This is a genomic window from Pseudomonas sp. FP818 (genome assembly GCF_030687335.1).
Lineage (GTDB): Bacteria > Pseudomonadota > Gammaproteobacteria > Pseudomonadales > Pseudomonadaceae > Aquipseudomonas > Aquipseudomonas shahriarae.
Map to the genome: position 1 here is coordinate 1,980,677 of NZ_CP117427.1, position 21,658 is coordinate 2,002,334.

Annotated in this window: 24 protein-coding genes and 2 pseudogenes; 16 read left to right on the forward strand and 10 right to left on the reverse strand. The window is 60.9% G+C overall.

All coding sequences use genetic code 11. The features are described from left to right. Window positions 1–41 precede the first annotated feature (41 nt). Window positions 42–1,205: a hypothetical protein gene (locus PSH80_RS09140; protein WP_305419951.1), complete on the forward strand. Its 1,164-nt coding sequence runs from the start codon at window positions 42–44 to the stop codon at window positions 1,203–1,205. Between the two features lie 137 nt (window positions 1,206–1,342). Next, window positions 1,343–1,816: a transcription elongation factor GreB gene (greB, locus tag PSH80_RS09145; protein WP_057439191.1), complete on the forward strand. Its 474-nt coding sequence runs from the start codon at window positions 1,343–1,345 to the stop codon at window positions 1,814–1,816. Between the two features lie 45 nt (window positions 1,817–1,861). On the opposite strand, the gene PSH80_RS09150 is transcribed toward greB, so the two are convergent. Together PSH80_RS09150 and PSH80_RS09155 are read right to left on the reverse strand one after the other, a co-directional pair. Beyond that, a complete protein-coding gene (locus PSH80_RS09150) occupies window positions 1,862–4,372 on the reverse strand; it encodes an ABC transporter permease (RefSeq protein WP_120732380.1) in 2,511 nt (836 codons plus the stop codon). Continuing rightward, window positions 4,372–5,055, reverse strand: coding sequence for an ABC transporter ATP-binding protein (locus PSH80_RS09155; protein WP_057439231.1), 684 nt, complete (start codon window positions 5,053–5,055; stop codon window positions 4,372–4,374). Before PSH80_RS09155 ends, PSH80_RS09150 begins: the two co-directional genes overlap by 1 nt. Window positions 5,056–5,065: 10 nt before the next feature. Between PSH80_RS09155 and PSH80_RS09160 the strand changes: the two are divergent. The 3 genes and pseudogenes from PSH80_RS09160 (at window position 5,066) to PSH80_RS09170 (ending at window position 7,053) form a co-directional block, all read left to right on the forward strand. Further along, window positions 5,066–5,673: pseudogene (locus PSH80_RS09160) on the forward strand (arylesterase). A gap of 56 nt (window positions 5,674–5,729) precedes the next feature. Continuing rightward, on the forward strand, window positions 5,730–6,026 hold the full coding sequence (locus PSH80_RS09165) for a hypothetical protein (protein WP_029297976.1): 297 nt from the start codon (window positions 5,730–5,732) through the stop codon (window positions 6,024–6,026). Window positions 6,027–6,084: 58 nt separating this feature from the next. After that, window positions 6,085–7,053, forward strand: coding sequence for a L,D-transpeptidase family protein (locus PSH80_RS09170; RefSeq protein WP_057439189.1), 969 nt, complete (start codon window positions 6,085–6,087; stop codon window positions 7,051–7,053). A 133-nt stretch (window positions 7,054–7,186) separates the two neighbouring features. On the opposite strand, the gene oprI is transcribed toward PSH80_RS09170, so the two are convergent. Further along, window positions 7,187–7,438, reverse strand: coding sequence for an outer membrane lipoprotei OprI (gene oprI / locus PSH80_RS09175; protein WP_003172710.1), 252 nt, complete (start codon window positions 7,436–7,438; stop codon window positions 7,187–7,189). 613 nt (window positions 7,439–8,051) lie between these two features. On the opposite strand from oprI, the gene PSH80_RS09180 reads away from it, so the two are divergent. Then, window positions 8,052–8,333, forward strand: a complete 282-nt coding sequence (locus tag PSH80_RS09180) for a GNAT family N-acetyltransferase (protein ID WP_029297992.1) — start codon at window positions 8,052–8,054, stop codon at window positions 8,331–8,333. Window positions 8,334–8,389: 56 nt separating this feature from the next. Here the strand turns inward: PSH80_RS09180 and PSH80_RS09185 are convergent, their stop codons facing one another. Beyond that, window positions 8,390–9,466, reverse strand: a complete 1,077-nt coding sequence (locus PSH80_RS09185) for a 3-deoxy-7-phosphoheptulonate synthase (protein ID WP_029297994.1) — start codon at window positions 9,464–9,466, stop codon at window positions 8,390–8,392. A 187-nt stretch (window positions 9,467–9,653) separates the two neighbouring features. On the opposite strand from PSH80_RS09185, the gene PSH80_RS09190 reads away from it, so the two are divergent. The 5 genes from PSH80_RS09190 (at window position 9,654) to cysB (ending at window position 13,525) form a co-directional block, all read left to right on the forward strand. Beyond that, window positions 9,654–9,989, forward strand: a complete 336-nt coding sequence (locus PSH80_RS09190) for a co-chaperone YbbN (protein ID WP_305419956.1) — start codon at window positions 9,654–9,656, stop codon at window positions 9,987–9,989. After that, window positions 9,986–10,948, forward strand: a complete 963-nt coding sequence (locus tag PSH80_RS09195) for a putative 2-dehydropantoate 2-reductase (RefSeq protein WP_186625783.1) — start codon at window positions 9,986–9,988, stop codon at window positions 10,946–10,948. Before PSH80_RS09190 ends, PSH80_RS09195 begins: the two co-directional genes overlap by 4 nt. 9 nt (window positions 10,949–10,957) lie before the next feature. Further along, window positions 10,958–11,875: a 5'-nucleotidase gene (locus PSH80_RS09200; protein ID WP_038447487.1), complete on the forward strand. Its 918-nt coding sequence runs from the start codon at window positions 10,958–10,960 to the stop codon at window positions 11,873–11,875. A gap of 70 nt (window positions 11,876–11,945) precedes the next feature. Next, window positions 11,946–12,446 carry a universal stress protein gene (locus PSH80_RS09205; protein WP_057958930.1) on the forward strand — a complete coding sequence of 167 codons (501 nt, stop codon included), beginning with the start codon at window positions 11,946–11,948 and terminating at the stop codon, window positions 12,444–12,446. Window positions 12,447–12,550: 104 nt separating this feature from the next. Beyond that, window positions 12,551–13,525, forward strand: coding sequence for an HTH-type transcriptional regulator CysB (gene cysB / locus PSH80_RS09210; protein ID WP_057958931.1), 975 nt, complete (start codon window positions 12,551–12,553; stop codon window positions 13,523–13,525). Between the two features lie 5 nt (window positions 13,526–13,530). On the opposite strand, the gene PSH80_RS09215 is transcribed toward cysB, so the two are convergent. Both PSH80_RS09215 and PSH80_RS09220 read right to left on the reverse strand, forming a co-directional pair. After that, window positions 13,531–14,013: a GreA/GreB family elongation factor gene (locus PSH80_RS09215; protein ID WP_057444675.1), complete on the reverse strand. Its 483-nt coding sequence runs from the start codon at window positions 14,011–14,013 to the stop codon at window positions 13,531–13,533. Window positions 14,014–14,027: 14 nt separating this feature from the next. Continuing rightward, the gene (locus PSH80_RS09220) at window positions 14,028–14,396 is read right to left on the reverse strand and encodes a hypothetical protein (protein WP_057958932.1); all 369 of its coding nucleotides are present in this window, start codon (window positions 14,394–14,396) and stop codon (window positions 14,028–14,030) included. 132 nt (window positions 14,397–14,528) lie between these two features. Between PSH80_RS09220 and earP the strand changes: the two are divergent. Both earP and PSH80_RS09230 read left to right on the forward strand, forming a co-directional pair. After that, a pseudogene (earP, locus tag PSH80_RS09225) lies at window positions 14,529–15,663 on the forward strand (elongation factor P maturation arginine rhamnosyltransferase EarP). 49 nt (window positions 15,664–15,712) lie between these two features. Further along, window positions 15,713–16,285: an elongation factor P gene (locus PSH80_RS09230; protein ID WP_003172723.1), complete on the forward strand. Its 573-nt coding sequence runs from the start codon at window positions 15,713–15,715 to the stop codon at window positions 16,283–16,285. Window positions 16,286–16,346: 61 nt separating this feature from the next. On the opposite strand, the gene PSH80_RS09235 is transcribed toward PSH80_RS09230, so the two are convergent. The 3 genes from PSH80_RS09235 to PSH80_RS09245 all read right to left on the reverse strand — a co-directional run bounded on the left by PSH80_RS09235 (window position 16,347) and on the right by PSH80_RS09245 (window position 18,367). Beyond that, entirely contained in the window at window positions 16,347–16,766 is a 420-nt protein-coding gene (locus PSH80_RS09235) for an organic hydroperoxide resistance protein (protein WP_057439183.1), read from the reverse strand. Between the two features lie 129 nt (window positions 16,767–16,895). Beyond that, entirely contained in the window at window positions 16,896–17,339 is a 444-nt protein-coding gene (locus PSH80_RS09240; protein WP_057439182.1) for a MarR family winged helix-turn-helix transcriptional regulator, read from the reverse strand. Between the two features lie 77 nt (window positions 17,340–17,416). Continuing rightward, a complete protein-coding gene (locus PSH80_RS09245; RefSeq protein WP_057958934.1) occupies window positions 17,417–18,367 on the reverse strand; it encodes a LysR family transcriptional regulator in 951 nt (316 codons plus the stop codon). 111 nt (window positions 18,368–18,478) lie between these two features. Here PSH80_RS09245 and PSH80_RS09250 point away from each other — a divergent pair, with 111 nt between their 5' ends. Then, a complete protein-coding gene (locus PSH80_RS09250) occupies window positions 18,479–19,228 on the forward strand; it encodes a sulfite exporter TauE/SafE family protein (RefSeq protein WP_057439181.1) in 750 nt (249 codons plus the stop codon). On the opposite strand, the gene PSH80_RS09255 is transcribed toward PSH80_RS09250, so the two are convergent. Beyond that, complete coding sequence (locus tag PSH80_RS09255; RefSeq protein WP_057439228.1) at window positions 19,218–20,099, reverse strand: LysR family transcriptional regulator; 882 nt, start codon at window positions 20,097–20,099, stop codon at window positions 19,218–19,220. The two genes, PSH80_RS09250 and PSH80_RS09255, sit on opposite strands and share 11 nt — an antisense overlap. A 70-nt stretch (window positions 20,100–20,169) precedes the next feature. On the opposite strand from PSH80_RS09255, the gene PSH80_RS09260 reads away from it, so the two are divergent. Both PSH80_RS09260 and PSH80_RS09265 read left to right on the forward strand, forming a co-directional pair. Continuing rightward, entirely contained in the window at window positions 20,170–20,376 is a 207-nt protein-coding gene (locus PSH80_RS09260) for a DUF1127 domain-containing protein (protein WP_057444696.1), read from the forward strand. Between the two features lie 43 nt (window positions 20,377–20,419). Further along, window positions 20,420–21,652 (forward strand): winged helix-turn-helix domain-containing protein, encoded by a 1,233-nt coding sequence (locus PSH80_RS09265; protein ID WP_198817831.1) that lies wholly within the window; start codon window positions 20,420–20,422, stop codon window positions 21,650–21,652. The last annotated feature ends 6 nt before the right edge of the window (window positions 21,653–21,658 follow it).

Genomic DNA, 21,658 nt, shown 5'->3' on the forward strand with positions numbered 1-21,658 from the left:
GGCGTGTATATGAAGTACTACGGTAATGGAGTCCGACACTCATGATGCTTCTACGTACTCTTGTTCTTGAACACTCTGGTCATGATTCCCCCGTTAACGGTGCGTTGCTCTGTTGTTTTGCGATACCGCAAATTGCTTCGAACTTTCTTGTCTACAGTCTGGACGAGGAGGTCGAGCCCGGAAGCTCTCGGGTCTACATCGCCGCGTTGCGCAAAAAGTCCGAGCGGTATTTTCTTGGAAGCATCGAGTCCAAGGAGAGCCTGCAACTGGCAATGAGCGTCCTCAAGCAGATCATCACCCTTGCCACGGCATCTGGGGGCAATGCCGCCGGGCCCCAGGTGCCTTATCATTTCATTGACCTGAAGGGCAGCAAGCTACCGACGGCCCGACCGGAGGATCACCACTCGCTGATGATCAAGAAGGCATTGGTGATGAAGGTGATCACCCTGGGCACTTCAGTCATTGGTCTGCCCGCGATAGAGAGCACCGAGTTGATTGTGCCGTCTATTCGCTTCTCGTCAAAAATGGTATCGCCACCCGGTACGGCAAATCGTGAGGATATGACGCAGGAGCCCCATGAGGAGCCAGTGGTCGTCTTGCCTGAGCCATTGCCTCCACCGCCGAAGGAACCGGAGGCACAGGAGGTACCTGCACCGCAGGCCCCGGAGCCGCAGCCTGTTGCACCGCCCGCAGGCGTCCCGCCAGTCGTGGCGGCGGATCAGTCGTCCCTGCATGAAGTAGACACCACGCTGACCAATCTTGCCCGTGTGGCGCATGAGTTGACGCAACAGAAACGCGCAGTGCTCCAGCAGCAGGAGGCGCTTGAACTGCAAAGGGACCAGCTACTACGGGAAAAGGCCACATTGGAGCAGGCCAATCAACAGTTGGCCGCGCAGGAGCTTGCTTTGCAGCAGCGAGCCGAAGTGTTGAATAGCCGGGAGGAGCACCTGGCCCGGGATGCGCAGTTGCAGCAGGCAGAACAACGCCGCCTGGAGGGCTGGGCTCAACAGATGGAAGATGAGTCGTTCAGGCTACAGGCGCAGGACCGGGCATCCCAGCAACAGGCTGAGCAACTGGCGACCGGGCTGGGGCAGTTGTCGGGCTTCAGGGGCGACTTGAAGGCACTGCTTTATCGCCTGGATGGCACCCTGTTTCCTGAGGAAAATGTTGAGCAGCAATCCAGTAAATTGCTTGGTGCCGATTGACCGGGGAATCAGGCCTGGCTACTTTCTGGCGTTCATTTATCATCAGACCCGGCCGATTGCCGTCAGGCAGCCAATGCATCCTTGGCTGATGCAGAGGGGGTTTGAACCAATGGATATTTCCTGGGGATGTGACGCTTTTGAGTACCAAGCTGATTACCAAAGAAGGTCATGAGGCACTGAAAAAAGAGCTCGATTACCTGTGGCGAGAGAAACGTCCTGATACAACGCGCAAGGTGACGTGGGCTGCTTCGCTGGGAGACCGCAGCGAGAACGCCGACTACCAGTACAACAAGAAGCTGCTGCGTGAAATCGATCGCCGGGTGCGTTACCTGCGCAAACGCCTGGAAGATATGCGGGTGGTGGAGTACATGCCCGAGCAGGAGGGCAAGGTGTTTTTCGGCGCCTGGGTGGATATCGAGAACGAGCAGGGCGAGACCAAGCGTTTTCGCATCGTGGGTTATGACGAGATTTATGAGCGCATGGACTACATCTCCATCGACTCCCCCATGGCCAGGGCCTTGCTGCGCAAAGAAGTGGATGATGAGGCCATTGTGCAGACGCCAAATGGCGAAATGTGCTGGTGGATCACAGGTATCGAATACATCAAGTAACTGTGAGTGGCCCGCTCCCCAAGGAGGAAGCGGGCCATTTTTGTTTCAGCCTTCGCGCAGTACCGCCAGTGGGCTGGCGTTCAACGCGCGGCGTGTACCGAACACTCCGGCACCACCGATCAGCACTGCACCGATCACTGGCAGCACCAGCAACCATGGGTGAGGGTGCCAGACCAGGTCGAATGCGTAGCGATACAGCACCAGGGTCACCAGCTCGGTACCCAGTGCCGCCAGCAACCCGCTGACCGCGCCCAGCAGCCCGAACTCGATACGCCGGGCCTTGACCAGCAACTTGCGCTCCGCGCCCAGGGCGCGCAACAAGGCGCCCTGGCGGATGCGTTCGTCCAGGGTGGCCTGCAGGCCGGAGAACAGCACCGCCATGCCTGCCGCGAGGACAAACAGCAGCACGTATTCCACGGCCAGCGTGACCTGGGCCAGGATGCTGCGCAGTTGGGCCAGCAGCGCCTCGACCTGCAGGATGGTCACGGCCGGGAAGGCCCGGGACAGGTCGACGATCTGCTGGTCATGGCCGGCGGCCAGATAGAAGCTGGTCAGGTACGTGGCCGGCAGGTCCTTCAGGGTGCCAGGCTGGAAGATCATGAAGAAGTTGGGTTGGAAATTGTCCCAGTTGATCTCCCGCAGGCTGGTGACCCGGGCTTCACGGTTTTCCCCGCCAACGGTAAAGATCAGGTGGTCGTTGAGCTTGAGCTTGAGGCTTTCGGCGACCTTGGCTTCGACCGAGACCCCCGGTATTTCATCGCTCGGCTGATCCGCCCACCAGGTGCCCGATGTCAGGGTATTGCCAGGGGGCAGGTTGGCCGCCCAGGTCAGGCTCAGGTCTCGCTGTATCGCCCGATCGCCACTGGAGTCCTTGCTGACAATTTCCTGCACCGGTTCGCCGTTGATGCTGATCAGGCGTCCCGGCACCACCGGATACAAGGGCGCGGCCTGTGCCTGCAGTTCAAGCAGGCGGGCACCGAAGGCGTCCTTGTCGGCCGGCAGGATGTTAAGCGCGAAATAGTTGGGGGCATCCTTGGGCAGTTGGTTCTGCCAGGTGTCCAGCAACTCGCCACGCAGCAGGGCGATCAAACCCATCGACAGCAGGATCAGGCCGAACGCCAGGGACTGGCCCGCCGCCGCCAGCGGGTGGCGCAACAGTTGGCCCAACCCCAGGCGCCAGGGCAGGGCAGCACGCGCCAGTAGGCGGCGCAGGCTTTGCAAGAGCAACAGCAGCAGGCCACCGAGCAGCAGCGCGGCGATCACCCCGCCGCCCAGCAGGGCGAAGGTCAGCACCAGATCCAGGCTCAGGCGCCACATGATCAGGCCCAGGGCAAACAGCGCCGCGCCATACACCATCCAGGTGCTGGAGGGGATCGGCAGCAAGTCGCGTCGCAGCACCCGCAACGGCGGCACTCGGCCCAGGGCCGCCAGAGGGGGCAGGGCAAAGCCGGCCAGGGCCACCAGGCCGGTACCGATGCCGGCGACGGCCGGCAGCAATCCGCCGGGTGGCACGTCTGCCGGCAACAGGTCGTTCAACAGGTAAAACAGGCCCAGTTGGGCGAACCAGCCCAGAGCTGCACCGGCGAGGCTGGCCAGCAAGCCCAGGACGGTCAGTTGCAGGCTGAACAGCAGCATGGTTTCCCGTCGCGACAGACCCAGGCAGCGCAGCAGCGCACTGGCGTCGAAGCGGCGGCTGGCAAAGCGGTTGGCCGACAGGGCCACGGCCACGCCGGAGAGCAACACGGCGACCAGACTGGCCATGTTCAGGTAGCGCTCGGCCTTGCCCAGGGCACCACCGATCTGCTGGTTGCCGTCCCGCGCATCCTGCAGGCGCTGGTTGGCGGCCAGCCCTGGGGTGATCTGGTCGCGGTAGGTTTGCAGCGCGACACTGGCTGGCGGCGCACGCCACAACTCGCGGTAGCTGACCCGGCTTCCCGGCTGCACCACGCCGGTGGCCTCAAGGTCGGCCAGGTTGATCATCACCCGCGGGGTGAGGCTGTAGAGGTTGCCGGCCCGATCCGGCTCATAGGTGAGTACGCGGGCCAGGCGCAGGGTCTTCAGGCCGACGTCGATACTGTCGCCGACTTTCAGGTCCAGTGCGGTCAGCAGGCGGGCCTCGACCCAGGCTTCGCCGGATTTCGGCCCGCCGCCCGGGGTGTCTTCGGCGAACGGTTCGGCCGCGCTTTTCAACTGGCCGCGCAGCGGGTACTGCTCGTTGACCGCCTTGATGCTCGATAACTGAATACCGTTGTCGGTGGCGATGACGCTGGAAAACTCCACCACCCTGGCATGTGCCAAGCCCAGTTGCGTGCCACTGGTTATCTGCTCGGGCCGGGCCGGGGAACTGCCCTCCAGCACCAGGTCGGCGCCAAGGAACTCGGTGGCGCGCAACAGCATCGCGCCGTTGAGTCGTGCGCCGAAGTAGCCGATGGCCGTGCTGGCGGCTACGGCCACCAGCAGGGCGAAGAATAGGACGCGCAACTCACCGGCGCGGGCATCGCGCAGCAATTGGCGCAGGGCAAGGCTGAACAGGCGCAACAGCGGCAAACGTGCCATCAAGGCTCCAGGGGCTCGACCATCTGGCCGGCTTCAAGGCGGATCAGGCGTCGGCAGCGATGGGCCAGCCGCTCGTCGTGGGTCACCAGCACCAGGGTGGTGCCGTTCTCTTTGTTGAGCTCGAACAGCAGGTCGCTGATGCGCTCGCCGGTGTGGCTGTCGAGGTTGCCGGTGGGTTCATCGGCAAACAGTACGTCCGGCTCGGCGGCGAATGCACGGGCAATGGCCACTCGTTGTTGCTCGCCACCAGAGAGCTGGCGGGGCGAGTGAGTCAGGCGCTGGCCCAGGCCGACCCGTTCGAGCAAGTGCCGGGCGCGTTCGCGGGCGTCTTTGCGACCGTCTAGCTCCAGGGGCAGCATGACGTTTTCCAGGGCATTGAGGCTGTCGAGCAATTGGAATGACTGGAACACAAAGCCGACGTGTTCGGCGCGGATGCGCGCCCGTTGATCCTCGTCCAGGACACTCAGGGCCTGGCCGGCGAGGGTGACTTCACCGCTGCTGGGCAGGTCGAGCCCGGCCAGCAGGCCAAGGAGCGTTGATTTTCCCGAGCCGGAGCTGCCGACGATAGCCAGGCTATCGCCCTTGTTCAGTTCCAGGCTCAGTTCGTGCAGGATGGTCAGTTCACCTTCCGCGCTGGGAACCACTTTGCTAAGGTTCTGCGCGGTGAGAATGCATGCGCCCATGGAGAATCCGATGCGAATATGGTTTTTTGAGTGCTGGCCTGGCCCTGATGTGCATGGCCCAGAACGCAGCGGCGGGTACTGTCCTGATCGTTGGCGATAGTATCAGTGCCGGTTTCGGCCTGGATACCAGCAAAGGGTGGGTAGCACTACTGGAGCAACGGCTCAAGCAGGAGGGTTTCGACGATAAAGTGGTCAACGCCTCCATCAGCGGCGACACCAGTGCCGGAGGCTTGGCGCGGCTGCCGGCGGCGCTTGCAGAGCATAAGCCGGACGTGGTGGTGATCGAGTTGGGCGGCAACGACGGCTTGCGTGGACAGCCCCCGGCACAATTGCAACAAAATCTTGCGTCGATGATCGACCAGTCCAAGGCCGGTGGCGCCAAGGTGTTGCTGCTGGGGATGCAGTTGCCACCCAATTATGGCCCGCGCTACACCACGGCATTTGCCGAAGTCTATGGCGTGCTGGCCAAGGAAAAAAACGTTCCCCTGGTACCGTTTTTTCTTGAAGGGGTGGGGGGGGCATCCGGAGATGATGCAGGCGGATCAACTGCACCCGGCAGTCGGCGCCCAGGCCAAGTTGCTGGAAAATGTCTGGCCGACGCTAAAACCGCTGTTATGACGCTTTTCTAGCAGCGGTCTTTCGGCTAAGGTGGCGCCCCCGATTTGGAGCCCCCGATGTCGTCGCGTCCTGCCTGGTCCCTATTTGCCTACCAACTGATCGAGCCTGACGAGCAGCTGGATCTGTTCGCCTGCCAGGAAGTGAAGGTGCACCTGGTCACGCGCCAGTTGGAGCTGGGCGGCACGATCGACCGTACGCTCTGCGGCACATTGCTGCCGGCCCAGCCACGCTGGTCTTCGGTGGATCGCTCGATCTTCCAGGACCAGCGCCTGTGCCCCTTGTGCCGGGCGATTCTCGAATCGCAAAAGCGTGGCACACCGCCTATCTGGCCTGAACTGCGCTTCGAGCTTTAAGGGCTGCTACACGCTACAATCGCCATTTACCCCCGTCGATCTGCGAAGGATTTTCCGGATGTTGTCGCGTCTGCCTGTCGTCACCCGTTGCCTGTCTCTCGCTGCCTTATGTGCAGCCGGTCCTGTTGCGGCTCTGCAACTGCCCCTGCCACCGCCGGGTGAAGACATTGTCGGCGAGGTCCAGGTGATCAAGGCCAAGTACGAAGACACCTTTGCCGACCTGGGCGTGACTTACGACCTGGGCTATTCGGAGATGGTCGCGGCCAACCCCGGCGTGGATGCCTGGCTACCGGGCACCGGCGCGGAGATTGTGCTGCCGACCCGTTTCATCCTGCCGCCGGGACCCCGCGAAGGCATCGTGATCAACCTCGCCGAGTACCGTCTGTACTACTACCCCAAGGGCCAGGACGTGGTGTACACCTTCCCGCTGGGGATCGGTCGCGAGGGTTGGGGTTCGCCGATTGCCCACACCAGCATCATTGCCAAGACACCCAACCCGACCTGGACTCCTCCTGCGTCGATCAAGGCCGAACACGCAGCAGACGGTGACCCGCTGCCCAACGTAGTGCCGGCAGGTCCGGACAATCCCCTGGGGCCATTCAAGTTTACCCTGGGCACGCCGGGCTACCTGATTCATGGCTCCAACAAGAAGTTCGGTATCGGTACCCGTACCAGTCATGGTTGCTTCCGCATGTTCAACAACAACGTGCTGGAGATGGCCAAGATGGTTCCGGTGGGCACGTCGGTGCGGATCATCAATGACGCCTACAAATTCGGCATCAGCGGCGGCAAGGTCTATCTGGAGGCGCATGCGCCGTTGAACGACGATGGCACGCCGTCGGTGGTCGACAAGCACACGGCAGTCATCAATGCGATGCTCAAGCGCGAAGACCTGGCCAATAACCTGCGGGTCGATTGGGATCAAGTGCGTGATGTGGTGGCGGCCGAAGATGGTTTGCCGGCGCAAATTGGCGAACCGGGCGCGGCGCCGATGGTCAGCAGCATGCCGGTCGATCTGCAGCAGTAACGCCTGTCTCCCATCGAAGCCCGCCACGGATTGCCCCTGGCGGGTTTTTTATTGCCTGGGATCCGTAGCCGAATCCCAGGCAATAAAAAGCCGATCCAAAATGGATCGGCTAGATAACAACCCCGAAGGATTATTACTTGCGGCTAGCTTTTTCAAGCATGCGCAGAGCGCGCTCGTTAGCTTCGTCAGCAGTCTGTTGTGCTTTTTGAGCAGCAGCCAGAGCTTCATCAGCTTTACGGTAGGCTTCGTCTGCACGAGCCTGGGAGCGAGCTGCTGCGTCTTCAGTTGCAGTCAGACGAGCTTCGGTTTCTTTGGAGACGCTGCTGCAACCGGTAGCCAGAACTGCGGCCAGAGCCAGAGCAGAGAATTTCAGAACGTTGTTCATCGTGTTCCCCTTCAAGGACTTTCTAATTAATGGCTAATTTCTCAGAGTGAGCTAATAGCCGGCGTACATACTACCCATTACTTGTAGTAAGTAAACTGACGTAGCGCAAGAAGCAAAAAAATTCTTGTGCTGAATCTGTTTTGGCTAATCTTTAGAGGGTCTGTATAAAAAATATCCAGTTTTTGACGCTTGGTCAAAGATTGGATCCAGGCTGAAAGCGCCGCCTGGCAAGTGTTAAACGTTGTAAGCCGATGTCAATTTATATATCTGCCCTCATACTATTGTTCAGATTGTCCCGGGGTTGCCGGGCATCTTTCGCGCATGTAGAGGTGACTTTAAAAGCGCTGGTTCGTCTCACGCTTCAACTGCCGGCAATGTTCAGGCTATCGACCACAGGATGTTCGATCAGCCCTTTCTATGTTCGCGAGCCAAATGGATGACGAGTGTCCCTTGAGCAATGACAGGATTGGTGCCTACTATTCCTGCGTGCGGGGCGTGAGTGCTGTAGGGCTTTTCTCGTTGTCGAAACCGGCACGGGGTGGCGTAGATGTTCCTTCGCCGGAAAAACATCGGTAAGGTAGGGGTCAGAAACCAAGACCCGCGAGGAGTAGTGATGAGCGAGGCGTTGTCCATCCACCATGACCAGGCTGGTCATCAGTTCGAGACCAATGTGGACGGTCATCGTGCCTATCTGACCTACATGGACCTGGGGAAGCAGACCCTGGATATTTACCGCACGTTTGTGCCCAATGCCCTGCGTGGGCGCGGCATTGCCGCTGCGCTGACCGAAGAAGCGCTGCAATACGCCGAGAGCATGGGCTACACGGTGATTCCGTCCTGCTCCTACGTCGAGCGCTACATGGAGCGCCACCAGCGCCATGCCGCGAAGCTGTGAAAGCAAACAGGCAGGCATAAAAAAACGCCGGGCTTAGCCCGGCGTTTTTGTGTGCGTCAGGTACGTTTGCGCTTGGGCAATACGTCCTTGAGCTTGGCGTGCATGCTGCGCAGGGTGGTCTCGGTGGCGGACCAGTCGATGCAGGCGTCGGTGATCGAGACGCCGTATTGCAGGTCGGCCAGATCCTTTGGAATCGCCTGGCAGCCCCAGTTCAGGTGGCTTTCGACCATCAGGCCGATAATCGACTGGTTGCCTTCCAGGATCTGGTTGGCCACGTTCTCCATCACCAGCGGTTGCAGGGCCGGATCCTTGTTGGAGTTGGCGTGACTGCAATCGACCATGATGTTCGGCTTGATCTTCGCCTTGGTCAGTGCCTGTTCGCACAGGGCCACGCTGACCGAATCATAGTTGGGCTTGCCATTGCCGCCACGCAGGACCACGTGGCCATAGGCGTTGCCCTTGGTGGTGACGATGGACACGCCACCTTCCTGGTTGATCCCCAGGAAACGGTGTGGGCTGGAAACCGACTGCAGGGCGTTGATCGCCACGGTCAGGCCGCCATCGGTACCGTTCTTGAAACCCACGGCCGAGGACAGGCCGGAGGCCATTTCGCGGTGGGTTTGCGATTCGGTAGTGCGCGCGCCGATCGCCGACCAACTGATCAGGTCCTGCAGGTATTGCGGGGAAATCGGGTCCAGGGCTTCGGTGGCCGTTGGCAGGCCCATTTCAGCCAGGTCCAGCAGCAGCTTGCGGCCGATATGCAAACCATCCTGGATCTTGAACGAGTCGTCCAGGTACGGATCGTTGATCAGACCTTTCCAGCCCACGGTAGTGCGCGGCTTCTCGAAGTACACGCGCATCACCAGGTACAGGGTGTCGGATACTTCCGCAGCCAGCACTTTGAGGCGTTCGGCGTACTCGTGGGCAGCCTTGAGGTCGTGGATCGAGCAGGGCCCGATCACCACGAACAGGCGGTGGTCAGTGCCGTCGAGGATGTCACGAATGACTTCGCGGCCCTTGGTGACGGTCTGCAATGCAGCGTCGCTCAGAGGGATTTCGCGCTTGAGCTGATCGGGCGTGATCAGGGTCTCGTTGGATTCGACGTTTAGGTCGTTGATCGGTAAATCAGCCATCGTGTTACTCGTCAGGGTCACGGGTGCCGGCCGCCAGCGAACCCCGTGCGGCGGAGCACAGCATGATTTAAATGCAGCGGGGAGCCGAACCTTAGCGCGTACAAGCCGGCTCGACAATGGGCAATTGCGCGCGGTGTCGTGCGGCCTGATAGTGTGTTGCCTGGTTAAAGGGTGTGGTGCAGATCGAGTGAAAGCGTTTGAATTGACGGATTTGGATATCGACCAGCAGTTGCTGGCGTTGCCGGGTGCTTCGCTGCTGGTGTTTACCAGTGTCGGCTGTTCCAGTTGCCGCTGGGCGCGCCAGCAGTTGCCCGGCTGGGAGCTGCCGGTTGCGCGCATCTGCTGGATCGACGCCGGGAACAATGGCGGCGCGGTGCAGCGCTACGGGATCTTTCATTTGCCGGCGCTGTTTGTGGTGTGCGAGGGTCAGTTCCACGGCGCATTGCAGACGGGTCTGAATGCCGGCGACCTACGTGAGGCTATAGAAGAAGCGCTCAAACGAGAACCAGAGGAGTTGCCATGACGAGTGCAGTTGAGCCAGGGCCACGCATTGGGATTATCGGTACCGGTGCCATTGGTGGTTTTTACGGGTTGATGCTGGCGCGCGCCGGTTTCGATGTGCATTTCCTGCTGCGCAGTGAATTTGCGGCGGTCAGTGAGCGTGGCTTGCAGCTCAATAGTGCGGTGCATGGCGCCTTGCGCCTGCACCCGGTCAAGGCCTATGCCAGCGCGGCCGACATGCCGCCTTGCGACTGGCTGCTGGTGGGCACCAAGACCACCGGTAACGTTGAACTGGCGCCCACCATTGCCCAGGTCGCGGCGCCCGATGCCAAGGTTGTATTGCTGCAAAACGGCCTCGCCGTCGAGGACGGCCTGCGCGAGTATCTGCCCGAGTCCCTGCACCTGCTTGGCGGGCTTTGTTATATCTGCGTGCACCGTTCCGGGCCGGGGATCGTCGAGCACCAGGCCATGGGCCGGGTCAGTCTTGGCTATCACAGCGGCACTGCCATGGCTGATGCTGCACGCCGCCAGGCGATTGTCGAAGAGGGCGCCGGGCTGTTCCGCCACGCCGGGATCGACGCCCAGGCCATGCCCGACCTGGATCAGGCACGCTGGCATAAGTTGGTGTGGAATGTGCCGTACAACGGCCTGTCGGTGCTGCTCGGTGCCAATACCTCGCAGTTGATGGCCGACGAATCCAGCCGGGAATTGATCCAGGGCCTGATGGCCGAAGTAGTGCAGGGCGCCCAGGCGTGCGGCCATGAGATCGCGCCCGGCTACCCCGAGCAGATGTTCAGCATGACCGAGCGTTTGACGGATTACTGGCCCAGCATGTATCACGATCATCTGCACCGGCGACCCCTGGAACTGGCCGCGATCTACGCTCGCCCGCTGGCTGCTGCCAGGGCCGCGGGCTGCGAGTTGCCGCGGATGCAGGCGTTGTACCAGGCCTTGAGTTTTATTGATCGACGCAACGACTGAGGAACACACATGGCCAAAGGGATGAGCGACAAACTGGTGCTGGCGATTTCCTCGCGCGCCCTGTTCGACCTGGGTGAAAGCCATAAGGTTTATCTGGCCCAGGGCGTCGAGGCCTACCGCAAATATCAGATCGACCACGAGGAAGAAATCCTCGAGCCGGGGGATGCCTTCCCCTTGGTCAAGAAACTCCTGACCCTGAATGCCAGCCTCGGCCGCGCGCGGGTCGAGGTGGTGCTGGTGTCGCGCAACAGCGCCGACACCGGTTTGCGTGTGTTCAATTCGATCCAGCACTACGGCCTGGATATTTCCCGCGCCGCCTTTGTCGGTGGGCGTAACCCCCACCCTTATCTGGCGGCGTTTGGCAGCCACCTGTTCCTCTCGACCCACGCCGAAGATGTGCGCAGCGCGCTGGATGCCGGTTTTGCGGCGGCGACCATTTTGTCCGGCGGCGCCCGTCGGGCTTCCAGCGCTGAGTTGCGGATTGCCTTCGACGGTGACGCGGTACTGTTTTCCGACGAGTCAGAGCGCGTCTACCAAAGCGGCGGCCTGGAAGCGTTCCAGGCCAGCGAGCGGCAAGCGGCCCGCGAGCCGTTGCGCGGTGGGCCATTCAAGGGCTTCCTGGCGGCCCTCAATCTGCTGCAGCGCGAGTTCCCCGATGAGTCTTGCCCGATCCGCACCGCGCTGGTGACGGCGCGTTCGGCACCGTCCCATGAGCGAGTGATCCGCACCTTGCGTGAGTGGGATATCCGCCTGGACGAGTCGCTGTTTCTTGGCGGCCTGGAAAAATCGGCGTTCCTTGAAGCGTTCGCCGCCGACGTGTTTTTTGACGATCAGGCCGGCCATTGCGAGAAAGCCAGGGAGGTGGTGGCCACCGGGCATGTGCCTCATGGCGTGAGCAATGAGCCGAAAGTCCAGGTCGAGAGCTAAGTTCATCGCAGTCGCGGAGGCGCTGCTAAGCTGAAACAATCCCCGCCATCCTGGCAGTCCAGGAGGTTCTATGATTCGGTCGATGTTGTATGCCTCAGACCTGGGTGTATATGCGCCTTACGTGATGCAACATGCGCTGGCGATGGCGCGCACATTCAAGGCGGAGCTGTATGTGATTCATGTGGTGGAGCCGATCGGGCTGTTCGCAGAATCGGTGCTGCAAACCTATCTTGATGAACAGGCCCTGAGCGAATGGCAGAGCCAGGGCCTCAATACAGTGATGGCAAACATCGAACAGCGGGTGCTGGACAGTTTTCGTGAAGAGTTGCAGGACGGTGAGCAGGACTTGCAGGTGATTCGTTCGGTGCGGGTGATCCAGGGGGATCCCGCCCAAGTGATTCTCGACCAGGCGCAGAAACTCTCGGTGGATTTGTTGATCGTAGGGAGTCATAGCCAGGGCGCAGGAGCTGCGACCCCGTTGGGGCGTACGGCGGCGCGGGTGTTGCAGTTGTCCCAGGTGCCGGTCTATCTGGTGCCTTTGCTGCAACGTCGACGCAGTGATGATGTGTGATGGGGTGTAAACGATAAAAAGTTCTAGATTTATCAATCCAACCTTTAATATAGTTATATACCGTCGCTGATATCCGTGGCGTCTATCTGCTTTGAGGGACACATATGAAGCTTCAACAACTGCGCTACATCTGGGAAGTGGCGCACCACGACCTCAACGTTTCCGCCACGGCTCAAAGCCTCTACACCTCGCAACCGGGTATTAGTAAGCAAATCCGCCTGCTTGAAGACGAATTGGGCGTCGAAGTGTTCGCCCGCAGCGGCAAGCACCTGACCCGCGTCACGCCTGCCGGTGAGCGCATCATTACCACTGCCGGCGAAATCCTGCGCAAGGTAGAAAGCATCAAGCAGATCGCCCAGGAATTCTCCAACGAGAAAAAAGGCACCCTGTCGATCGCCACCACCCACACCCAGGCCCGTTATGCGCTGCCGCCGGTGATCAGCTCGTTCATCAAGCAGTACCCGGACGTGGCCTTGCACATGCACCAGGGTTCGCCGATGCAGATCGCTGAGATGGCAGCTGACGGCACCGTCGACTTCGCCATCGCCACCGAAGCCCTGGAGCTGTTCGGCGACCTGGTGATGATGCCGTGCTATCGCTGGAACCGTTGCGTCGTGGTACCCCAGGGCCACCCACTGGCCAAACTGCCGAAGCTGACCCTGGAAGCGCTGGCGGAATACCCGATTGTCACCTACGTGTTCGGCTTCACCGGCCGCTCCAAGCTCGACGAAGCCTTCAGCCATCGCGGCCTCACGCCCAAAGTGGTGTTTACCGCAGCTGACGCCGACGTGATCAAGACCTACGTGCGCCTGGGCCTGGGCGTCGGTATCGTGGCCAAGATGGCCGTCGATACCAAGCTCGACAGCGACCTGGTGGTACTGGATGCCAGCGAGTTGTTCGAGTCCAGCGTGACCAAGATCGGCTTCCGTCGTGGCACGTTCCTGCGTGGCTTTATGTGCGATTTCATCGAGAAGTTCGCCCCGCACCTGACCCGTGAAATCATGGCCAAGGCGATCCAGTGCCACAACAAGCAGGAACTGGAAGAGCTGTTCGACGGCATTGAACTGCCGGTTCACTGATCGGCCTAGCGGGCCTCGGTCACCACGAATTGTTGCCGGGCGCCCGCCACCGTAATCTCCACCTCATCTCCCTCGAACTTGCCCAGCAGGCTTTTGCCCAGCGGCGAGCGAGGGGTGATGACGGTCACCAATTGCCCCACCACATAGACTTTCAGGCCTGCCGCGTCCGGCGCCAGGAACAGCCATTGCTGGCGGCCGTCGTCATCTTCCAGGCCGAGCAGGGCGCCCACCTCGATACCCCGTTGTTCATCGTAGGGACGCAGGTTGAGGTTCTGGCACAGCGCCAGTGACTGCTTGATCTCCTCGACGCGTTTGGCTTGCCCGGCAGCCAGGTAAGACGCTTCCAGGCCCAGGGTGTCGTACTTGTTTTCGGCGATGTTTTCTTCGTGGGTTGCGGTTTCGTAGGCAGTTTGCGCGGCGCGTTGTGCCACATCCAGATCGGCGACGAGTTTTTCCAGGATCAACTGGAGGACGGCGTGTTTATTCATGGGCGGTTTTCGGCTCAATCACAAAATTGCAGGACGTTGGCCCGGCTCTTGTCGCTGGGGGCGTTCTGGTCCTGCTGGAGCCAGAACTGGCATTTGGGGTTGGACAGGTTGCGTGGGTTGTCCCGGGCCTGATCCAGCACCTGCTGCTGTTCCTGCTTGTGCAGGTTTTGTTGGTATTGCTCAAACATCCGGTTCGGTGGCTCGGGCGTCACGGCAGGTGGTTTGCCCAGTTGCTGCACGGCCTGGGTGACGGTGGCCACGGGTTGTTCAAGCAGGTAGCGCGAGGCCAGCCAGCCGGTCAGGGCGATGGCGACAAAGCCCAGCCACAGGCCCAGGGCCACGGCAATACTGAGTTTGAACATCGACAACGGGCGATCGGACATGGCGGCCTCCTGGCGGGCGTTTGCGGCGAGCTGGGGATTGTCGCATAGCCAGCGTGCAGAATAATCGCGATCAACCCTTCTGCATGGCGGCAATTATGCGGACAATCGAGCCTTTGACTGATGGAGCCCGGAATGAAAGCCCGCTGGGATATTTTTTTGCAGCGTCGTCGATAACTACGGCGACATCGGCGTGACCTGGCGCCTGGCCCGGCAATTGGTGGCGGAACAGGGCTGTGCGGTGCGGTTGTGGGTCGATGACCTGCGGGCGTTCGAGCGCATGTGCCCTGAGGTTGATGTGCAGGCGGCGCAGCAGTGGCAGGAGGGCGTGGACGTGCGCCACTGGCCGGCGCACTGGCCCACCACGCCGGCGGCGGACGTGGTGATCGCCGCCTTTGCCTGCCAGTTGCCCCCGGACTACATGGAAGCCATGGCCGCTCGCGAGCGCACGCCGCTGTGGATGAACCTGGATTACCTGAGCGCCGAGGAGTGGGTGGTCGGTTGCCATGGCTTGCCGTCGGTCAAGTTCAAGGGCGTGCAAAAGTACTTCTTCTTTCCGGGATTCCGTCCTGGGACCGGGGGCTTGCTGCGTGAGGCCGGGTTGATCGAGCAGCGTCAGGCGTTTCAGCGTGATTCCCAGGCTCAGCAACAATTCCTACAGGACTTGGGCGTTGTTCCTGTGGCGGGCGCACGATTGATCTCGCTGTTTGCCTACGAAAATGCCGGCCTGGCCAGTTGGCTGGAGGTGTTGGCGGCCGACGGGCAGCCCACCCATCTGCTGGTGCCGGAAGGGCGCATCCTTGGTGATGTGCAGCGCTGGCTGGGCGTCGAGGCGCTGGGCGTGGGGCAGGTACACCTGCGTAGCGCGCTGACGGTGCAGGTGCTGCCGTTCGTGCGCCAGGAGCAGTACGACCGCCTGTTGTGGTGCTGCGACTTCAATGCGGTGCGCGGCGAGGATTCCTTCGTCCGTGCGCAATGGGCCGGGCGCCCGCTGTTGTGGCATATCTACCGTCAGGATGAAGACATTCACCTGGACAAGCTAGATGCATTCCTTGAGCGCTACACCGAGGGCCTGTCACCCGCAGCCAAAGGTGCACTGATTGCCCTTTGGCAAGCCTGGAACACGGACGCTGACATGGGCGCCAACTGGAAAATGCTCCTTGAGCATTGGCCTGAGGTGACCGCACATGCCGAAAAATGGTGTCTGGAACAGGCCTTGCAGGCCGATCTTGCGACGGCGCTGGTACACTTTTATGAAAATTGGATATGATACGCGACCTTGATTTTTGTAAATCCCATCCAAATTTCGGATATTCGTAATGAAAACTGGTAAAGAACTGAAACCCGGTACAGTGATCCGTCTCGAAAACGACCCTTGGCTGGTTCAGAAAGCTGAGTTCACCAAGTCTGGTCGTAACAGCGCAATCATGAAGACCAAGCTGAAGAACCTGCTGACCGGTTACAAGACCGAGATCGTCTACAGCGCCGATGACAAACTGGATGACGTGATCCTCGACCGCAAAGAAGCGACCCTGTCGTTCATCAGCGGCGACACCTACACGTTCATGGACACTACCGACTACACCATGTACGAGCTGAACGCTGAAGATATCGAAGCTGTTCTGCCGTTCATCGAAGAAGGCATGGAAGACGTCTGCGAAGCCATTTTCTTCGAAGAGCGCCTGGTTTCCGTAGAGCTGCCGACCACCATCGTGCGTAAGGTTGCCTACACCGAAGGTTCCGCTCGCGGCGACACTTCGGGCAAAGTGATGAAGCCTGCCAAGCTGTCTAACGGTACCGAACTGCAAGTTGCTGATTTCATCGAAATCGACGACCTGATCGAAATCGACACCCGTGAAGGTGGTTCGTACAAAGGTCGCGCCAAGAAGTAATTCTGGTGTTACCAAAAAAAAACCCGACCAAGAGTCGGGTTTTTTTATGCCTGTTTACCTGTCACACCGTGACATGCAAGCGCACATCCACATTGCCACGGGTAGCGTTGGAGTACGGGCAGACTTGATGCGCAGCGTCTACCAGGCTCTGTGCTTCATCTTGCGCCAGGCCGGGCAGGGATATGTGAAGGTCGATGTCCAGGCCAAAACCACCGGGAATCTGGCCGATGCCGACGTGGGCGGTGATCGAGGCATCATCGGGGATTTTGCGTTTGCTCTGGCTGGCGACGAATTTCAGGGCGCCGATAAAGCAGGCCGAATAGCCAGCAGCGAACAGTTGTTCCGGGTTGGTGGCCTGGCCGCCCGCGCCGCCCAGCTCTTTAGGGGTAGAGAGCTTGACATCGAGGATGCTGTCGCTGGAAACGGCACGACCATCTCGGCCGCCGGTGGCGGTGGCTACTGCGGTATAGAGGGTTTGCATCAGGGATTCCTCGCTGGTGTTTGCGCTAAAAATTTGTGCGCAAAATAAGTGGCGAGATGAATGTATCGCGCAAATGTTTAGCGCGCAATATAAATTTTTGAAGTGATCGTGATCACCTTTTGGGGGCGGCTAGACGCTGGCCTGCAGATTCCTGCGCAGCTCCAGCAAGTCGGCTTGCAGCTTCTGCAGTTGCTCCATCTGCAAGCCGCTGGCGCCAAGGATGCAGGGAGGAACATCCATGGCCTTGTCCCGCAGTGCTCGGCCAGCCTCGGTCAACTCCACCACGACCACACGCTCATCGGCGCGGCTGCGGGTGCGGCTTAACAGGCCTTCGGCTTCCAGGCGCTTGAGCAGTGGGGTCAGTGAGCCCGGATCGGTGAGCAGGCGATTGCTGATTTCACCCACGGTCAAACCATCTTGTTCCCACAACACCATCATGGCCAAGTACTGCGGGTAGGTCAGGCCAAGGGCCTGCAGCAGGGGTTTGTAGACCTTGGTCATCAACAACGAGGTGGAGTGCAGGGCGAAGCACAGTTGGTTGTCGAGGAGCAGGGCGTCGCAAGAGTGGGTCATGGCAGTGCCTTAAAGCGTATTTGATCTGGAATCTAGCGGCCAAACCTTTAACGCGCCAGACAATTCTGCAGCCGCAGTCAGCCCCAGCCACTTTGCAACGCCAGATCCCACGGCGGGACGGGGCTGAAACGGCTCTTGAGGTACTCCAGCAGCAGACGGCTGCGAGCATTGGCTTGCTGTTCCAGGCGCAGGGCGTAGATGCCGGCAGTTTCTGCGGTCGGCAGGCCGTTTTCGCAGAATAACGGCACCAGTTCGCCGCGCACCAGGTACTCACTGGTCAGCCAGGTGGGCAGGTGAGCGATGCCCAGTCCGGCCAGAGCGCCCGATAGCAGGGCTTCGGCATTGTTGGCGCTCATGCGGATGCGCTGTGGGCGGTAGGTGTTCTTGCGACCATCCAGTTCAAAACGCCAGGCGAACATCGGCGCCAGACCTTCCCAGTCCAGGCCGTCGTGTTCGCTGAGTTGGCTGGGATGGGCCGGCGTGCCACGGTTTTTCAGGTAGGCCGGGCTGGCGCAGGCGATTCGCACGATGCTGGCCAAAGGCGTGGCGATCAGCCGTGTGTCGACGATATGTCCGGCCCGCAGCACCAGGTCGACCTTGCCCAGGTGCTCGCCCTGCATGTCGACAAAACTGTCGATCAGATGTAGGTGCACGTCTAGGCCCGGATAGACCGTCAGAAAGTCCGCGATTGCCGGTGCCAGGTGTCGCCGGCCAAAGGCGGCGGGCGCGTCCACGCGAATCAGGCCCTCGGGCGCATGGCTGAGTGATACCGCCTCGGCTCGCGCCAGTTGCAACTCCCGGACAATCCGCCGCGCCCGCTCGGCAAATGCCAGGCCGGCAGGGGTAGGCAGCACCGCATGGGTACTGCGCAGGAACAGCTGGCTGCCCAGGGCGCTTTCCAGGCTGTCGATCCGCCGGGCCACGGCCGAGGGCGTCAGCGGATGGCGCCGCGCCGCTGCGGAAAAGCTTCCGGTCTCCAGCACGTCGAGGAACAGGCCCAGTTGATCGGTCAAGGTCGTAGGGTTCATGGGGGGATTCGCTTGTGCGGATTTGGCATAGCCATTGTGCGTTGCTGTGCGTTTCCATGCCAGAGTGGACTGCGTAGCATGCAGGGCTTGAGACGGTGCAGGGGTACGGTTGTGGTGGATATGGCGATGTATGTGGTGCTGGGCATAGCCCTGGGTACCGTCGGCGGGCTGTTTGGCATTGGTGGCGGGCTGATCGCGATTCCGGTGCTGGGCGTCTTGTTTGGCCTGGATCAGCAAATCGCCCAAGGCACTGCGCTGGTGATGGTCGTGCCCAATGTGATGTTGGCGCTGTGGCGTTATCACCAGCGCAACCGCATTGAGCTGCGCCATGCCTTGCCGCTTGGCATCACGGGGTTTTGCTTTGCCTGGCTGGGTTCGATCTGGGCGGTAGGCATTGATGCGGGCGTGATGCGCATTGGTTTTATCGCATTTTTGGTGGCCCTGTCGGCGTACAACCTGGTGCGCATGGTCACCAGCAATGCGCCACCTTCGGCGCAGATGCGCTATTCCTGGCCGTGGCTGGGGGTATTGGGCGCGGCGTCGGGATCCATGGGGGGCCTGTTTGGTGTTGGCGGCGCGGTGGTTGCCACACCGGTGTTGACCAGCGTGTTCGGCACCACCCAGGTGGTTGCACAGGGCCTGTCCCTGGCACTGGCCTTGCCCAGCACCGGCGTCACCCTGGTGACTTATGCCTGGCACCAGGAAGTGGATTGGCTGATCGGCGTGCCCTTGGCGGTCGGCGGGCTGCTGAGTATCAGTTGGGGGGTGAAAATCGCCCACGCGTTGCCGGAGCGTCTGCTGCGCGGTTTGTTCTGCGGCTTCCTGGTGGTATGCGCGGTGATGTTGACCTTTAAAGTCTGAAGCCTTCGAGGATGTATTCGGCCAGGCACTCGGTGATGGGCGAGGTCATGTTCGGGTTGCGCAGCAGGCGCAAGTTGACCGTGTGCAGTGGGCCGAAACCTTCGTCACTGCCGAGTATCCGCAGATCGTCGGGGACCAGGCTTTCCATCATCACCGTCACCGCCAGCCCCGCACCCACCACGGCCTGGATCGCCGCACCGTTGGAGCTGTGGTAGGCCAGGCGATACTCGCGCCCCACGGCCTCCAGCGAGGCGCGCGCCCATTGCGTGCAAAAGCTGTCCAGGCCGGCGATCGCCAGGGGCAGGGTCTCGTGTTCATCCACGCAGAAGCACGGTGACGCCACCCAGACCATGCGCTCGTTGCGCAGCTGTTCGCCGATTTCATTCCCCGGTTCACGGCTGACCACGGTCAACGCCAGGTCACGTCGCTGCATCAACACGGGCGTGCCTTCGCAGTGCATCTCAATCTGGATCAGCGGGTAGGCCTTGGAAAAGCGCTTGAGGATACCGGGCAGGTAGCGCATCACGTAGTCGTCCGGGGTGCCGATGCGCACCAGCCCGACCATATGCGGCTCGCGCAAGGTATTGAACACCTCGCTGTGCAGCTTCAGGATGCGCCGCGCATACCCCAGCAACACCTGCCCCTCGGGCGTAAGCCTGACCTGCCGGCCATCACGCTCGAACAACTTGCGCTGCAACACGTCCTCCTCCAGACGCTTCATTTGCATACTGACCGCCGATTGGGTGCGGTTGACCTTCTCGCCGGCGCGGGTGAAACCACCCTGGTCGGCGATGGCGACGAAGGTGCGCAGCACGTCGGTATCAATGCTCGGGTAGTTGTTCAATTGATCAATCTCTGAGATGTGTTGCATAAAAAACATTCGTTGGATTGATCATAGCCCCAGGCCCAGACTTTAGTCATCCCCACTGGAGGGCGAGATGATGAAGGGTCAAAGAGGTTATGTGTTGTTGGTGAAACGCCCGTTGGCCGGGGTGTTTCAAAGGGTTTGCCGTTGGTACGCCGTGCAGCGCGAGCGTCAGGTCCTGGCAGAAATGAGTGATGACTCACTCAAGGATATTGGCTTGACCCGGGCGGATGTCGAGCATGAACGCCACCGGTCTGTGTGGAATGACCCGTTGGGTAAATGACGGCCACCGCGCTACAGTCTGCGGGCGTAATCAGGAGATGCACATGCCCGCAGAACTGCGCTTTTCCCTCAAGCAAGCACGCCGCCTGGCACTGGCGGCCCAAGGCTTTTCCGGGCGCCAGCCGCCCGCACAGATCAAGGCAGCCCAGGTCAATCGTCTGATCGAGCGCCTGGGTGTGTTGCAGATCGACTCGGTCAATGCCGTGGTGCGCTCCCACTACCTGCCGCTGTTTTCCCGCCTGGGTCATTACTCGCCGTTGCTGCTGGAGCAGGCGGCCTGGAGCCAGGGGCGCAAGCGTACGCTGTTCGAGTATTGGGGGCATGAGGCCTCGCTGCTGCCGATGGCGCTGTATCCGCTGATGCGCTGGCGCATGCAGCGGGCGTCCGAGGGGCAGGGGATCTATCAGCAGATGGCGCGTTTTGGGCGCGAGCAACAGGCGACCATCCGCCGCGTGCTGGCCATCGTCGAACAGCAGGGTGCGTTGGGGGCGGGCAGCCTGTCGACCCGTGAAGAGCGCGCCGGGCCGTGGTGGGACTGGAGTGATGAAAAGCAGGCCCTGGAATGGCTGTTTGCCGCAGGGCTGGTGACGGTGGCCGGGCGCCGTGGTTTCGAGCGGCTGTACGACCTGCCGGAGCGGGTTATCCCGGCAGCGATTCTGCAACAGGCACCCTTGAGCGAGCACAGTGCCCAGCGTGGCCTGTTGCTGCATGCCGCGACGGCGCTGGGTATCGCCACGGAAAAGGACCTGCGCGATTATTTTCGCCTGACCCCGGCAGAGAGTCGTGGGCGCCTCGCCGAGTTGGTCGAGGATGGGCAATTGCAGGTCTGCCAGGTCCAGGGTTGGAAACAGCCGGCGTATTGCCTGCCCGAGCCAACGGTCCCGCGCAAGGTGACAGCCAGTGCCTTGCTGTCGCCCTTTGATTCATTGATCTGGGAGCGTAGCCGTACCGAGCGCCTGTTCGAATTTCGCTATCGGCTGGAGATCTACACCCCGCAGGACAAGCGGGTGTACGGCTATTACGTGCTGCCGTTCCTGCACAACGAACGCATCGCCGCACGGGTGGACCTGCGCGCCGAGCGTGCCAATGCGCGGTTGGCAGTGCATGCCGTGCATGAGGAAGAGCCAGGGTTGGATGAGGCGGGGATGTTGGCGCTGGCGTTGAGCCTGCGGCAGATGGCGGATTGGCTGGGGTTGGAGCAGGTGCAGATCAATTGTCAGCGGCACAGCGCAGCCCGGTTGCGGGTGGCAATGCTGGCAATGGAGGCTGGCAGATAGGACGCT